Source organism: Streptomyces sp. NBC_00775 (assembly GCF_036347135.1).
Taxonomy (GTDB): domain Bacteria; phylum Actinomycetota; class Actinomycetes; order Streptomycetales; family Streptomycetaceae; genus Streptomyces; species Streptomyces lutosisoli.
Genome location: NZ_CP108938.1, coordinates 930436 through 944498 on the forward strand (window position 1 = coordinate 930436; position 14063 = coordinate 944498).

The following is a 14063-nucleotide window of genomic DNA, read 5'->3' on the forward strand; positions in this document are numbered from 1 at the left end:
TTCGGGCAGGCGGTAAGGACCGGTCAAGCTTGTTGCATGTTACTTGCAAGAGCAAGAGTTTTGTTATTACGCATGCGATGGCCTTGTATCGTGGGCTCTGTCCCAAGCCGCAGGAGTCCACCCCATGCACAGCCCCCACGACCCGTACGTCCGCGTCCGGGGCGCCCGCGAGCACAACCTCCAGGGCGTGGACGTGGACATCCCGCGTGACGTCCTCGCGGTCTTCACCGGCGTCTCCGGCTCCGGCAAGTCCTCGCTGGCCTTCGGGACCATCTACGCGGAGGCGCAGCGCCGCTACTTCGAGTCGGTCGCCCCGTACGCGCGACGGCTGATCCACCAGGTGGGGGCGCCGAAGGTCGGGGAGATCACGGGGCTGCCGCCCGCGGTGTCCTTGCAGCAGCGGCGGTCGGCGCCGACGTCGCGCTCGTCCGTGGGGACGGTCACCAATCTCTCCAACTCGCTGCGCATGCTGTTCTCGCGGGCGGGCGACTATCCGGAGGGCGCCGCGCGGCTCGACTCGGACGCGTTCTCACCCAATACGGCGGCCGGGGCCTGCCCCGAGTGCCACGGTCTCGGTCAAGTGCACCGTACGACCGAGGAGTTGCTCGTACCCGATCCGGCGCTGTCGATCCGCGAGGGCGCGATCGCCGCGTGGCCGGGTGCCTGGCAGGGCAAGAACCTGCGGGACATCCTCGACACGCTCGGCCACGACGTGGACCGGCCCTGGCGGGAACTGCCCGCCGAGGAACGGGAGTGGATCCTCTTCACGGACGACCAGCCGGTCGTCACCGTGCACCCGGTGCGCGACGCGGAGCGGATCCAACGCCCTTACCAGGGTACGTACATGAGCGCCCGGCGCTATGTCATGAAGACCTTCTCCGACACGAAGAGCCCGACGCTCAGGGCCAAGGCGGAGCGGTTTCTCAGCAGCGCCCCCTGTCCGGCGTGCGGCGGCAGCCGGCTGCGTCCCGAGGCGCTGGCGGTGACGTTCGCCGAACGGAACATCGCCGAGCTGGCCGCGCTGCCGTTGGCGGAGCTGGCTCGTGCGCTGCGGGGAACCGGCGAGGCCGCCCGGGTCCTCACCGCCGACCTCAGATCCCGTATCGCGCCCGTCGCCGAGCTCGGCCTCGGCTATCTGAGCCTCGACCGGGCGACCCCCACCCTCTCCGCGGGGGAACTCCAACGGCTGCGTCTGGCAACGCAGTTGCGCTCCGGTCTCTTCGGGGTCGTGTACGTCCTCGACGAGCCGTCCGCGGGACTGCACCCGGCGGACACCGAGGCCCTGCTCACCGTCCTGGAGCGGCTGAAGTCGGCGGGCAACTCGGTGTTCGTCGTGGAGCACCACCTCGATGTCGTACGGGGCGCCGACTGGCTCGTCGACGTCGGTCCGCGCGCCGGCGAGCACGGCGGGCGCGTGCTGCACAGCGGCCCGGTCGCGGAGCTGGAGCGCGTGGCGGAGTCCGCGACGGCACGCTTCCTCTTCGACCGCTCCCCCGCTGCGGTACGCGACGTCCGGTCACCCGGCGGCCAGCTGAAGATCGGGCCGGTCACCCGGCACAACCTGCGCGGGGTCACCGCCGAGTTCCCGCTCGGCGTGTTCACCGCGGTCACCGGCGTCTCCGGCTCCGGCAAGTCCACGCTGATCGGCGAGATCACGGAGGAGCTCCCCGGTGTCGGGCGTCTCGTCTCCGTCGACCAGAAGCCCATCGGCCGTACCCCGCGCTCCAATCTGGCGACCTACACCGGCCTCTTCGACGTCGTACGCAAGGTCTTCGCCGCGACTCCGGAGGCGAGAAGGCGTGACTACGGCGTGGGGCGCTTCTCCTTCAACGTCGCGGGCGGACGGTGCGAGACGTGTCAGGGCGAGGGCTTCGTCAGCGTGGAGCTACTGTTCCTGCCCAGCACCTATACGCCGTGCCCGGACTGCGGTGGGGCGCGCTACCACTCCGAGACGCTCGAAGTGACGTACCGGGAACGGAACATCGCACAGGTCCTGGACCTGACGGTGGAGGCCGCGGCCGACTTCTTCGCGGACACCCCGGCCGTCGCGCGCAGCCTCACCACGCTCCTCGACGTGGGCCTCGGCTATCTGCGACTCGGCCAGCCCGCAACCGAGTTGTCCGGCGGTGAGGCCCAGCGCATCAAGCTGGCCAGCGAGTTGCAGCGGGTGCGTCGCGGCCACACCTTCTATCTCCTCGACGAGCCGACGACGGGGCTGCACCCGGCCGATGTCGAGGTGCTGATGCGCCAGTTGCACGGCCTGGTCGACGCGGGCCACACGGTCGTGGTCGTCGAGCACGACATGACGGTGGTCGCGGGCGCCGACTGGGTGATCGACCTGGGCCCCGGCGGGGGCGACGCGGGCGGGCGGATCGTGGCGGCGGGGCCGCCGGCGGAGGTGGCGGCGGCGGCAGAGAGCCGGACGGCGCCCTACCTCGCCCGTGCGCTCGGACAGGGGCGGTAGCCGGCAGGTCCCCGAGCCCATGGGCACGGCCGTCAGGGGTGTGCGCCGGCCGGTGAACAGGCTCGTCGCGGGCCCCCTTGTGCCGCGTCCGCGAGAGCACGTCGGTCGTTGTGGGCGCCGGCCGCGAGCACGGGCCGCAGCTCCACCTCGGCCACCAGCCCCCGCGCCGACGCCACCCGCCACAGCGACGCGAGGAGCGAGTCGTCGCCGACGAAGGCGGGCGCGGTGCTCGCCGCTCCCCCGGTGAGCCGGTAATGGAGGCGCACCGGCTGGACGGGCACGCCGGCGTCGAGCGCGGCCTGGAAGACGGCCCGGCGGAAGTGTCCCTGGGCCCGGCCGCACCACGTGCTGCCCTCGGGGAAGGCGACCACGGCCGCCCCGCCGCGCAGCGCCTGGGCGATCCGGTCCACGGTGGCGGGCAGGGCGCGCAGCCGGTCGCGTTCGATGAACAGGGTGCCGCCGCGAGCCGCCAGCGCGCCCGCCACGGGCCAGCCGCGGACCTCGGTCTTGGCGAGCATCCGCGCCGGGCGGACGGCGGCGAGCAGCGGGATGTCCAGCCACGAGATGTGGTTGGCGACGATCAGCAGTCCACCGGTGGGCCCGGCGGCTCCGGTGATCCGTGTCCGTACACCGGCGGCGCGCACGACGGCGAGGCACCAGCGGCGGATCCACCGGTCGCGCGGTACCGCCCGCATGCGTGCCGCGAGCGGGGTCAGGAGGACGCCGACGAGGACCACCAGCAGCACCGCGGCGAGCCGCAGAACGGCGCGCGGCACCGCCGCCCAGGATGTCGTGGACTCCACGCAGCCGTGCGGGGAGCAGGGTGCGGTGGGCAGCCAGGCACTGGTCTGCGGGGCGGGGCGGGGCGCCACAAGCCGCGGCACCGTGGGCACGGGACCGGGAAGCACCGCGACGCCCGGCCCGCCACCGAGGCGTGGGCGGCGGATGACCGCGAGGCGGGGCGCGCTCATCAGGCGGGGACGAGTGAGAGGAAGTGCCGCAGATAGCGCGGGTTGACCCGGCGCATCGACAGCAGCACGTACAGATCGGCGACCCCGAAGTCCGGGTCGTGCGCGGGTTCGGCGCAGACCCACGCGCCGAGCCGGAGATAGCCGCGCAGCAGCGGGGGCAGCTCCACGCGGGCCGGTGGCCGGGCTACGCCTTCCGCGCTCCAGGGCAGCAGCGGACGTACCCGGTACTCCTCGGGCGCCAGGTGCTTGTCCTGGACCCGGTCCCAGGTGCCGGCGGCGAGCGCGCCGCCGTCGGCGAGCGGGATGGAGCAGCAGCCGGCGAGCCACTCGTGGCCGCCCTCGACCATGTAGCGGGCTATGCCGGCCCAGATCAGCCCGATGACCGTGCCGTCGCGGTGGTCGGGGTGGACGCAGGAGCGGCCGACCTCGACGAGCCCGGAGCGGATGGCGGCCAGCGGGCCGAGGTCGAACTCGCTCTCCGAGTACAGGCGTCCGGCGATCGCGGCACGCTCGGGCGGCAGCAGCCGGTAGGTGCCGACCACCTGGCCGGTCACCGTGTCGCGGACCAGCAGGTGATCGCAGTACGCGTCGAAGGCGTCGATGTCGTGGCCGGGCTCCGGGGTGGTCAGGAGGGCGCCCATCTCCCCGGCGAAGACGTCGTGGCGCAGCCGCTGGGCGGCACGGACGTCGGCCTCGTCGCGGGCGAGGGTGACGGTGTAGCGGGTCGGGGCGACGGGTTGCGGGGGGCTGTCGAGGGTGGAAACGCCGGTCATGGCACTCTCCTGGTCACGGGCCGGTTTCGGCTCATCGGCGGCAGACCGGATCGGTGCGGTCTGCGCGCTCCTGTTCTTCCGATGCCGGTTGGCGTGCGCGTGACCTGCGCCAGGAGGGCGGATGTGAGGATGTTGAATGCCAGGGGTGCCCGGGAACGCGAGACGGGACCGGGGCTTGAGCACCACACCCGGTCCCGCCCGTCCGCACCATACGGCGAACGACGTGTCGGCTAACGCTTGCCCGCCTTGCGGGTCGCGCGCAGCCACTCCTTGTTCATGCTGGTGATGGAGACCAGCGGGATGCCCTTCGGGCAGGCGGTCGCGCACTCGCCGGTGAGGGTGCAGCCGCCGAAGCCCTCGTCGTCCATCTGCGCCACCATGTCGAGCACGCGGGTCTCGCGCTCGGGCGCGCCCTGCGGCAGGACGTTCAGGTGGTTGACCTTCGCCGAGGTGAACAGCATCGCCGCGCCGTTCGGGCAGGCCGCGACGCAGGCGCCGCAGCCGATGCACTCGGCGTGCTCGAAGGCGAAGTCGGCGTCCGGCTTGGGTACGGGCGTCGCGTGTGCCTCGGGCGCGGCGCCGGTCGGGGCGGTGATGTAGCCGCCGGCCTGGATGATCCGGTCGAAGGCCGACCGGTCCACCACCAGGTCCTTCACCACCGGGAAGGCCGAGGCGCGCCACGGCTCGATGTCGATCGTGTCGCCGTCCTGGAAGGACCGCATGTGCAGCTGGCAGGTGGTGGTGCGCTCGGGTCCGTGTGCGTCACCGTTGATGACGAGCGAGCAGGCACCGCAGATGCCCTCGCGGCAGTCGTGGTCGAAGGCGACGGGGTCGTCGCCGCTCAGGATGAGCTCCTCGTTGAGGGTGTCGAGCATCTCCAGGAAGGACATGTCGGCCGAGATGTCGTCCACCTCGTACGTGGACATCGCTCCGTCGGCGCCGGCGTTCTTCTGCCGCCAGACGCGCAGGGTGAGCTTCATGCGTAGCTCCGCTGGGTGGGGTGGACGTACTCGAAGACCAGGTCTTCCTTGTGCAGGACGGGCGCGTCACCGGTGGCGGTGAACTCCCAGGCGGCCGCGTACGAGAACTCCTCGTCCCTGCGGGCGGCCTCGCCGTCCGGGGTCTGTGACTCCTCGCGGAAGTGGCCGCCGCAGGACTCGGAGCGGTGCAGTGCGTCGAGGCACATGAGTTCGGCGAGCTCCAGGTAGTCGACGACGCGGTTGGCCTTCTCCAGCGACTGGTTGAACTCTTCGCCGGTGCCTGGCACCTTGATGCGCCGCCAGAACTCCTCGCGGATCTGCGGGATGCGCTCAAGTGCCTTGCGCAGCCCGGTCTCCGTACGGGCCATGCCGCAGAACTCCCACATGAGTTCGCCGACTTCGCGGTGGAAGGAGTCGGGCGTGCGGTCGCCGTCGACGGCGAGGAGCAGCCGCAGCCGGTCCTCGGTGTCGGCCAGCACCTCCTGTACGGCGGGGTGTTCGTCGGTGACCTGTTCGTGGTGCGGATGGCGGGCGAGGTAGTCGTTGATCGTCGACGGCAGGACGAAGTAGCCGTCGGCGAGCCCCTGCATCAGGGCCGACGCGCCGAGCCGGTTCGCGCCGTGGTCCGAGAAGTTGGCCTCGCCGATCGCGAACAGGCCGGGGATGGTGGTCTGGAGGTCGTAGTCGACCCACAGTCCGCCCATCGTGTAGTGCACGGCGGGGTAGATCCGCATCGGCACGCTGTACGGGTCCTCGGCGGTGATCCGGGCGTACATGTCGAAGAGGTTGCCGTACTTCTCCTCGACCTTCGCCCTGCCCATGCGCCGGATGGCGTCGGCGAAGTCCAGGTAGACGCCCTGGCCGCCGGGGCCGACGCCGCGACCCTCGTCGCAGACGTTCTTCGCGGCCCTCGACGCGATGTCGCGGGGCACGAGGTTGCCGAAGGACGGGTAGATGCGCTCCAGGTAGTAGTCGCGCTCGTCCTCGGGGATCTCGTTGGGCGGGCGGGTGTCGCCCTTGGCCTTCGGGACCCAGATGCGGCCGTCGTTGCGCAGCGACTCGCTCATCAGGGTGAGCTTGGACTGGTGGTCGCCGGTGCGCGGGATGCAGGTGGGGTGGATCTGGGTGAAGCAGGGGTTGGCGAAGTAGGCGCCGCGCCGGTGGGCCCGCCAGATGGCGGTGGCGTTGGAGTTCATGGCGTTCGTCGAGAGGTAGAAGACGTTGCCGTATCCGCCGCTCGCGAGGACCACCGCGTCCGCGTAGTACGTGTCGATCTTCCCGGTGATCAGGTCGCGGGCCACGATTCCGCGCGCCCGTCCGTCGACCACGATCAGGTCGAGCATCTCGGTCCGGGGGTGCATCTCGATGTTGCCGGCGGCGATCTGCCGGGAGAGCGCCTGGTACGCGCCGAGCAGCAGCTGCTGGCCCGTCTGCCCCCGGGCGTAGAAGGTGCGGGAGACCTGGACGCCGCCGAAGGAACGGGTGTCGAGGAGGCCGCCGTACTCGCGGGCGAAGGGCACGCCCTGCGCGACGCACTGGTCGATGATCTCCACCGAGATCTGCGCCAGGCGGTGGACGTTGGACTCGCGCGCCCTGAAGTCACCGCCCTTGACGGTGTCGTAGAACAACCGGTGGATGGAGTCCCCGTCGTTCCGGTAGTTCTTCGCCGCGTTGATGCCGCCCTGGGCGGCGATCGAGTGGGCGCGGCGCGGCGAGTCCTGGTAGCAGAACTGGACGACGTGGTAGCCCTGTTCGGCGAGTGTGGCGCCGGCCGAGCCGCCCGCGAGGCCGGTGCCGACGACGATCACCGTGTGCTTGCGGCGGTTGGCCGGGTTGACCAGTTTGGCCTCGAAGCGCCGGGTGTCCCAGCGCTCCTTGACCGGGCCCCGCGGGGCCTTGCTGTCGGCGACCGGCTCACCGGTCGGGTATTCGGCGTATGTGGTCATGTCAGCTCACCACTCCGGTCATGACACCGACGGGTACGGAGATGAAGCCCGCCGTGAGCACCAGCGCGAGGACGTTGGCGACGGTTTTGAAGGCGCGGTCGCGGGTGCGGCTGCCGACGCCGAGGGTCTGGGCCGCGCTCCAGAAGCCGTGCCGGATGTGCAGGCCGAGCGCGAGCATCGCGACGATGTAGATGACGTTGCCGTACCAGGTGGAGAAGGTGTCCACGACGTTCTGGTACGGGTGGCCCTCCTGGAAGCCGCCGGAGTGCACGGTGCCGGTCGTCAGGTCGAGGATGTGCCAGACGATGAACAGGCCGAGGATGGTCCCGCCCCAGCGCATGGTGCGCGTCGCGTAGCTGGACCTCGGCTTCTTGTGCACGTACTTGCTGGGGCGCGCCTTGATGTCGCGGCGGCTGAGCTGGTACGCGGAGACGGCGTGCGCGACGACGGCGACGACCAGCACCACGCGGACGAGCCAGAGCGTCCATTCGTAGTGCATGAAGGGCTCACCGACCGTGCGCAGCCAGTGCCCGTAGTGGTTGAATTCGCCGGCCCCGAAGTAGATCTTCAGGTTCCCGATCATGTGGGCGACCAGGTACAGCACCATGATCAGGCCGCTGACGGCCATCACGGTCTTCTTGCCGACGGAGCTGTCCCACACGGTGCGCGCCATGGACGGCCGTCGGTCCGTCCGCGTTGCCAGAGCCATGTCACGGAACGCTAGGGCCCGAGGGGCCGATCGGTCCAAGACATGGTGCGGCTCGATTCCATAGGCATGCCCTATCGTGGCTGTGTGCAGTTCACGCAGCTCCAATACTTCGTGGCCGTCGCCGAGACCCGGCACTTCACCCGGGCCGCCGATCTGGTCCATGTGGCACAGCCGTCCCTGTCCCAGCAGATCAAGGCGCTGGAGCGGGAGTTGGGGGCGGATCTGTTCCTGCGGGCGCGCGGGAACATCACGCTCACGGACGCGGGCGAGGCGCTGCTGCCACTGGCCCGGCGCATCCTCGCCGACGCGGACACGGCCCGGCACGAGGTGCAGGAGCTGGCCCAGCTGCGCAGCGGCCGGATCCGCCTCGGTGCGACCCCGAGCCTGTGCACCGGTCTGCTCCCGGACGTGCTGCGCGCCTTCCACGACCGCTATCCGGGCATCCGGCTGCTGATCGAGGAGGGCGGTTCGCACGATCTCGTACGGGAACTCGCGCGCGGCGCCCTCGACCTCGCCCTGGTCGTCCTCCCCCTCCCGACGCCGTCCCCCGCACTGACCACGGTGGAGCTGCTGCGCGAGGACCTGGTGGTGGTGTCGTCGCCGGAGGCCCCCGCACCTGGCCGCGGCCGGCGCACGGTCCGTGTCGCCGATCTGGAGGGCGAGCGTCTGGTGATGTTCCGGCACGGCTACGACCTGCGGGAACTGACCGTCGCCGCCTGTCGCGCCGAGGGCTTCGAACCCGACTTCGCCGTGGAGGGCGGCGAGATGGACGCCGTCCTCGGCTTCGTCCGGTCGGGGCTGGGCGTGGCCGTCGTGCCGCGCATGGTGGCGACGCGGTCCGGGCGGGGGCTACGGGTGACACCGCTGGCCCGGCCCGGACTGCACCGGACGATCGCGCTGGCCCACCGCAGCGATGTAGCTCCCCCGCGCGCGGCGAGGGAGCTGCAGAGGATGCTGCTGGAGCGTTGAACCGTCAGCTCGGCTCGGAGGGGAACAGGGGCAGGGGGTGGGTCACCAGGTCGGAACGAAGCCGCCGTCGATGATCAGGTCACTGCCGGTGATGTTCCGTGCGCGGTCACCGGCGAGGAAGAGGACCAGTTCGGCGACCTCGGCGGGCTGGGAGAAGCGGCCGGTCACGGTGGACCCGGCCACCTGCGCGACCACGTCGTCGGGAGCGATGCCGGCGGCGGCCGACACGGTCGCGGCCACTCCGTCCCCACCGAGCCACAGCTCCGTCTCCACCGGGCCGGGGCTCACGGTGTTGACCCGGATGCCCCGGGGCCCGACCTCCTTCGACAGCGCCTTGGAGAAGGCGACCAGGGCGGCCTTACCCGCGCTGTAGTCGATCACCATAGGGTCGGGCAGCGTCGCGTTGACCGAGCCGACGGTCACCACGGAGCCCTGGCCGGCCTCCAGCATCAGGGGCAGGGCGGCCCGGGTGACCCGTACGGCCGTGAGCAGGTTCAGATCGACGGTGCGCGCCCAGTCCTCGTCGGTCACAGTGAGGAAGCCGCCGGTGCGAGCCGGGGCCGAGCCCACGTTGTTGACGAGGACGTCGACGCGCCCTCCCGCGGCCTCGACCAGCCGCTCCGCCGCACCGGGTTCGGCGAGATCGACGGGCACCCAGGTGACGGAGCCCTCCTTCACCAGCGCGTCCAGCCCCGCCGACATGGTGCGGGACCCTGCGACGACCGTCGCCCCCGCCCTGGTCAGCGCCTCCACGACGGCCAGTCCGATGCCCTTGCTGGCTCCGGTCACCACGGCGGTCCGGCCCTGCAGTTCCGTGCTCATCGTCCTCAACTCCATTGCTACGGCGCCTGATTCGGGGCGCCTGGTGGTGTTCGTTCCGGCGGTCCGGCCGTTGGCCGGCGGTAGGGGTGGCTCGTCGATCGTCCGACGCCGTCGGCCTCCTTTCCGTCAGGCGCGCGACGTGTCCCGGCCGCAGACGCCCTGGCGGGCCAGCCACCGCAGCGTGTACTCGGCCACCGTCCGCCAGCCGTGGTCGACGACCAGCGAGTGCCCGCGGTCGGGGAACCGCTTGAGGTCGGTGACGGCGGACGAGTCGCCGTAGAGCTTGTATGCCGAGCGCGTCACGACGTCCGGCACGGTGTGGGCGGCCTGGCCGGAGATCATCAACAGCGGGCCGCGCTCCGCGGGTTGTCGGTGGCCACGGCCGCCGAGGAGTTCCGGCTGAAGGTGGCGAAGGCAGCTTCGAAGAGCGGTCGGCCCGGCGAGGGAACACTGAACCGCTCGTACAGGTCGTCGGACTCGGCCGGCGGCAGCGCGTTGCCGAAGCCGTAGCGGAACTGGGCGGCGGTCAGGGAGACGGCCCGGCGCCGGTCGGCGGGGTTGCCCAGGACCGGGAGGCCCACACGCAGCTGCGCCAGGGGCACCGCCTTGACGCCCTTGATCGGGGCCGGGTCGATGGCCACGGCGGCCCTGCCCAGGCCCGCGCCCAGCAGCCGCTGGGCGACCAGGCTGCCGAAGGAGTGCCCGGTGAGAACCGGCGGACGGTCGAGGGGGCGGATGATCCCCGCGTAGTGGTCGGTGACCTCGTCGACCCCGAGTCCCGCGACGGCCTCAAGGTGTCGCCGCGACTCGAGTACCGCGGCTCGGTCTCCGCCTCCACACCGGCCTCGCGGATCACCCGATGGCCCAGCTCGGCGGCGCGTGCCGCGGCGACCTCCAGCGGGACGCTCTTGCCGGCTCCCGGCTCTCCGCGCAGCAGCGGGGCCCGCCCGTCGGACGACGTGGCGAGCCGGGAGACCTCGGCGATCTCCGGCTCCCGGCCGACCAGAGGCCCTGCGTCCGCCATCGGCCCTCTCTCCCCCTGCGCTCCGGCTGACACCGACGGCTTCCATGTGCCCGGACAGCGCTGCGGCGTGGCTCCCGCTGGAGGAGACCACGCCGCCTACGACGTCTCAGCCCGTCGCGTCCACCAGCGCCAACTCGTGCAGCCGCTCCGGCGGTCCCGGCCGGGCGTAGTACCAGCCCTGGGCGGTGTCGCAGCCCAGTATCCGCAGCTGCTCGGCCTGGGCGCCCGTTTCCACGCCCTCGACGGTGACCGCGAGGTCGAGGCTGTGGGCGAGGGAGACGATGCCCTCGACGATCTTCAGGTCGACCGGGTCGGCGGGGAACTGCTGCATGCTCTGGGTGAAGGACCGGTCCAGCTTCAGGATGCTGACCGGCAGGCGGCGCAGGTTGGCGAGGTTGGAGTAGCCCGTGCCGAAGTCGTCGAGGGCGATGTCGACGCCCATCTCGGCCAGCCGGCGCAGCGGCTTGAGCAGGTCGTCGTCGGCGCCGATCAGCGCGGACTCGGTGACCTCCAGGCACAGCACGTCCGCGTCGAGCCCTTCGCGCTCCAGGATGTCGACCGTGTCCTGGACCAGGCCGGGATGGGTCAGCTGGCACGGCGACAGATTGACGTTGATCCGCAGCGGGCCCGCGTCGGAGTGTCGTTCCTGCCACGCGCGGGCCTGGCGCACCGACTGCTCCAGGACCCAGCGGCCGAGCGGCACGATCAGGCCGGTGTGCTCGGCGAGCGGGATGAACTGGTCGGGGCCGAGGACGCCGTGCTGCGGGTGCAGCCAGCGCACCAGCGCCTCCGCGCCGTGCACACTGCCGTCGCCGAGGTGCACCAGTGGCTGGTACTCGATGAAGAACTCGCCCCGCTCCAGGGCGGCGGGCAGCGCGGTGGTGAGTCCGTGCCGGGTGATGGCGCGGGCGTCCGCCTCGGGGTCGGCGAGCTCGAAGCGGTTGCCGCCCGCGGACTTCGCCCGGTACATCGTGATGTCGGCGCTGCGCAGCACCTCGGCGGGGCCGCGCTCACCGGCCGGTCCCTCGACGATGCCGATGCTGCCGCGCACGGTCAGTTCGCGGCCGTCGATACGGACGGGGGTGACGAGCGCGTTCATGATGCGGTCGGCCAGCGCGTCGACCTCGCGCTCGGTGTCGGGACCGGTGGTCAGCGCCACGAACTCGTCGCCGCCGAGCCGGGCGACCATCTCGCCGGGGGCGGTCGCGCAGGACTGCAGCCGGTCGGCGACCTCGACGAGCAGCCGGTCGCCGGCCGCGTGCCCGAGGCTGTCATTGATGGTCTTGAAACCGTCGAGGTCGAGGTAGCACAGCCCGAAGCGCTGGCCCTCGCCCGCGGACAGCGCCTTCTCCAGGCGCTCGAAGAACAGGGTGCGGTTGGGCAGTCCGGTGAGCGCGTCGTGCGTGGCCTCGTAGCGCAGCCGCAGATTGAGCAGCCGCCGCTCGGTGGTGTCCTCCATCAGCGCGAGCTGGTACTGGGGTTCGCCGTCCGCGTCGCGCAGCAGAGAGACCGTCAGGTTGGTCCACAGGGCCGTGCCGTCGGGACGGTAGAAGGCCTTTTCGACGTGGTAATGCTCGCGCTCGCCGCGTACCAACTCCTCGTACAGGCGCCAGACCTGGGGAGCGTCCTCGGGGTGCGTCCACTCGGGGACCTTGCGTCCGCGGACCCCCTGCTCGGAGCCGCCGAACATCCGCAGCAGTGCTCCGTTGACCTGCAGTATGTTGCCTTCGAGGTCGGCGATGCCGATTCCTATGGCCGCGCCCTCGAAGACCGCGCGGAAGCGGGCCTCGCTGGCGTGCAGCGCCTCGGCGACCGCGCTGCGGGCGTTCAACGTCGCCTGAGCGATGGCCTCCTGCTCGGTCAGCGTCCGCTCGCGCAGCGCCTGCGCGAACCCGGCGGCCATGGCGTGCTGCAGCCGCGCCGACCGGGTCCGCAGCGCGTCCTGGGGCCCGTCCTCGCCGCAGTAGAGCACCAGATAGGCGTCCACGCAGTCGAGGGTGCGGCTGAGCACCTCCGGGTCGGTGCAGTGCGCGGCGATGAGCGCGGCGCCGACCGCCTGGCCCTCGGCCGCGTCGAAGGCCCTGGCCCGCAGCGCGTCGCTCAACCGCCGGGCGAGCGGCACCAGTTGCTGCTCGAACTCCGGCCGGGTCAGCGACGTCGAGGTGACCGGGAAGACCGCCCGGCTCCAGATCGTCGCGAACCGGCGCAGTCTGTCCTCCGGTCCGTCCGGCTCGGCGGTCACGCCGTGCGCCCCACGCCGGCGAACCCGGAGAAGGAATAAGGATCCTCGTCCTCGGGTGCCGTGTCGGGCCGCCAGTTCGGCATCGGCACCAGTCCGGGTTCCACCATGTCGTACCCCTCGAAGAACCGCGCGATCTCGTCGCGCGTGCGCATGATCAGTGGATTGCGGATGCTCTTGTAGACGTCGACCGTGCCCTCGGCCCGCTCCGGGGGGAGCGGAATTCCCTCGAACGAGGCATGCGTGACAATGAGCAGGCTGCCCGGCGCGAGCGCGTCGCGCAGTTCGGCCACCGCACTGTACGGGTCGTCCGCGTCTTCCACGAAGTGAAGTATGGCAACGAGAAGGAGGGCGACCGGCCGGTTCAGGTCGATCAGGCGCTGCAACTGAGGGCTCGCCAGGATCTCCTGGGGCTTGAGCAGATCGGCGGCGACGACGTCCGCGTCCTCGTTACCCTTCAGTACGGACTGGCTGTGCGCGACGGCCACCGGGTCGTGATCGACGTACACGACGTGCGCGCCGGGCCGTGCCGCCTGGGCGACCTCGTGGACATTGCCGAAGGTCGGAATGCCCGAACCGATGTCCAGGAACTGGTCGATGCCCTCGTCGGCCGCGAAGCGCACGGCGCGGCGCATGAACGCGCGGTTCGCCTGCATGATCTTGGGAAGTCCCGGCAGGAACTCCATCGCCTTGCGTGCCGCTTCCCGGTCGACCTCGAAGTTGTGCGAACCGCCCAGGTAGTAGTCATAGATACGGGACACGCTCGGCACCGAGATGTCGATGCTCCGGGGGGCCCAGGCGGGACGCTCCATCTATCTCTCCAAGGCGTAGTCGACGGTGTAGGCGATCCAGTGTTCGAGCTGAGGCTACTGATCGCCCGCCAAAGGAGCGAGCCAAAACGGAAATTGACCGTCCGTTCCCGGTCACTGCCTCCGGCAAGTGCCGAATTGGCGCCCCGTGAGCGCCACCCGAACACGCCTCTCACCGCCCCTGCGAAATCGCTCCGAAGCATTCCAAAAAGCTCCGGGGGGTTTCCCGCCCGGACACGCCAAGCGGCCCGCCCCCTCCGTGCGGTGCGGAGGGGGCGGACCTTGGGTCGCGCGCGTTGCTGTGTTCGTCCGGCACACTTGCCTGTCTGTTCCACTCCCTTCCGCGTTCCGTTGTCT

At 71.2% G+C, this 14063-nt stretch carries 12 protein-coding genes; 2 read left to right on the forward strand and 10 right to left on the reverse strand.

Annotation, left to right across the window (positions count from 1 at the left end):
- Positions 1-124 precede the first annotated feature (124 nt).
- Complete coding sequence (locus OIC96_RS04415) at positions 125-2464, forward strand: excinuclease ABC subunit UvrA (protein ID WP_330309194.1); 2340 nt, start codon at positions 125-127, stop codon at positions 2462-2464.
- A gap of 32 nt (positions 2465-2496) precedes the next feature.
- On the opposite strand, the gene OIC96_RS04420 is transcribed toward OIC96_RS04415, so the two are convergent.
- The 5 genes from OIC96_RS04420 to OIC96_RS04440 all read right to left on the reverse strand — a co-directional run bounded on the left by OIC96_RS04420 (position 2497) and on the right by OIC96_RS04440 (position 7807).
- Entirely contained in the window at positions 2497-3435 is a 939-nt protein-coding gene (locus OIC96_RS04420) for a lysophospholipid acyltransferase family protein (RefSeq protein WP_330309193.1), read from the reverse strand.
- Positions 3435-4208 carry a GNAT family N-acetyltransferase gene (locus OIC96_RS04425; protein ID WP_330309192.1) on the reverse strand — a complete coding sequence of 258 codons (774 nt, stop codon included), beginning with the start codon at positions 4206-4208 and terminating at the stop codon, positions 3435-3437. The genes OIC96_RS04420 and OIC96_RS04425 overlap by 1 nt, the downstream gene beginning before the upstream one ends.
- 230 nt (positions 4209-4438) lie before the next feature.
- A complete protein-coding gene (locus tag OIC96_RS04430) occupies positions 4439-5188 on the reverse strand; it encodes a succinate dehydrogenase/fumarate reductase iron-sulfur subunit (RefSeq protein WP_330309191.1) in 750 nt (249 codons plus the stop codon).
- The gene (locus OIC96_RS04435) at positions 5185-7134 is read right to left on the reverse strand and encodes a fumarate reductase/succinate dehydrogenase flavoprotein subunit (protein ID WP_330309190.1); all 1950 of its coding nucleotides are present in this window, start codon (positions 7132-7134) and stop codon (positions 5185-5187) included. Before OIC96_RS04435 ends, OIC96_RS04430 begins: the two co-directional genes overlap by 4 nt.
- A gap of 1 nt (position 7135) precedes the next feature.
- Positions 7136-7807, reverse strand: coding sequence for a succinate dehydrogenase (locus OIC96_RS04440; protein WP_330310388.1), 672 nt, complete (start codon positions 7805-7807; stop codon positions 7136-7138).
- Between the two features lie 120 nt (positions 7808-7927).
- Here OIC96_RS04440 and OIC96_RS04445 point away from each other — a divergent pair, with 120 nt between their 5' ends.
- Positions 7928-8812 carry a LysR family transcriptional regulator gene (locus OIC96_RS04445; RefSeq protein WP_327433859.1) on the forward strand — a complete coding sequence of 295 codons (885 nt, stop codon included), beginning with the start codon at positions 7928-7930 and terminating at the stop codon, positions 8810-8812.
- A 42-nt stretch (positions 8813-8854) separates the two neighbouring features.
- Here the strand turns inward: OIC96_RS04445 and OIC96_RS04450 are convergent, their stop codons facing one another.
- The 5 genes from OIC96_RS04450 to OIC96_RS04470 all read right to left on the reverse strand — a co-directional run bounded on the left by OIC96_RS04450 (position 8855) and on the right by OIC96_RS04470 (position 13709).
- Positions 8855-9634: an oxidoreductase gene (locus tag OIC96_RS04450; RefSeq protein WP_330309189.1), complete on the reverse strand. Its 780-nt coding sequence runs from the start codon at positions 9632-9634 to the stop codon at positions 8855-8857.
- A gap of 126 nt (positions 9635-9760) precedes the next feature.
- Entirely contained in the window at positions 9761-9937 is a 177-nt protein-coding gene (locus tag OIC96_RS04455; protein ID WP_330309188.1) for a hypothetical protein, read from the reverse strand.
- A gap of 38 nt (positions 9938-9975) precedes the next feature.
- Complete coding sequence (locus OIC96_RS04460; RefSeq protein ID WP_330309187.1) at positions 9976-10275, reverse strand: hypothetical protein; 300 nt, start codon at positions 10273-10275, stop codon at positions 9976-9978.
- Positions 10276-10764: 489 nt separating this feature from the next.
- Positions 10765-12900: a putative bifunctional diguanylate cyclase/phosphodiesterase gene (locus tag OIC96_RS04465; RefSeq protein ID WP_330309186.1), complete on the reverse strand. Its 2136-nt coding sequence runs from the start codon at positions 12898-12900 to the stop codon at positions 10765-10767.
- Positions 12897-13709 carry an SAM-dependent methyltransferase gene (locus OIC96_RS04470; protein WP_330309185.1) on the reverse strand — a complete coding sequence of 271 codons (813 nt, stop codon included), beginning with the start codon at positions 13707-13709 and terminating at the stop codon, positions 12897-12899. Before OIC96_RS04470 ends, OIC96_RS04465 begins: the two co-directional genes overlap by 4 nt.
- Positions 13710-14063 lie beyond the last annotated feature (354 nt).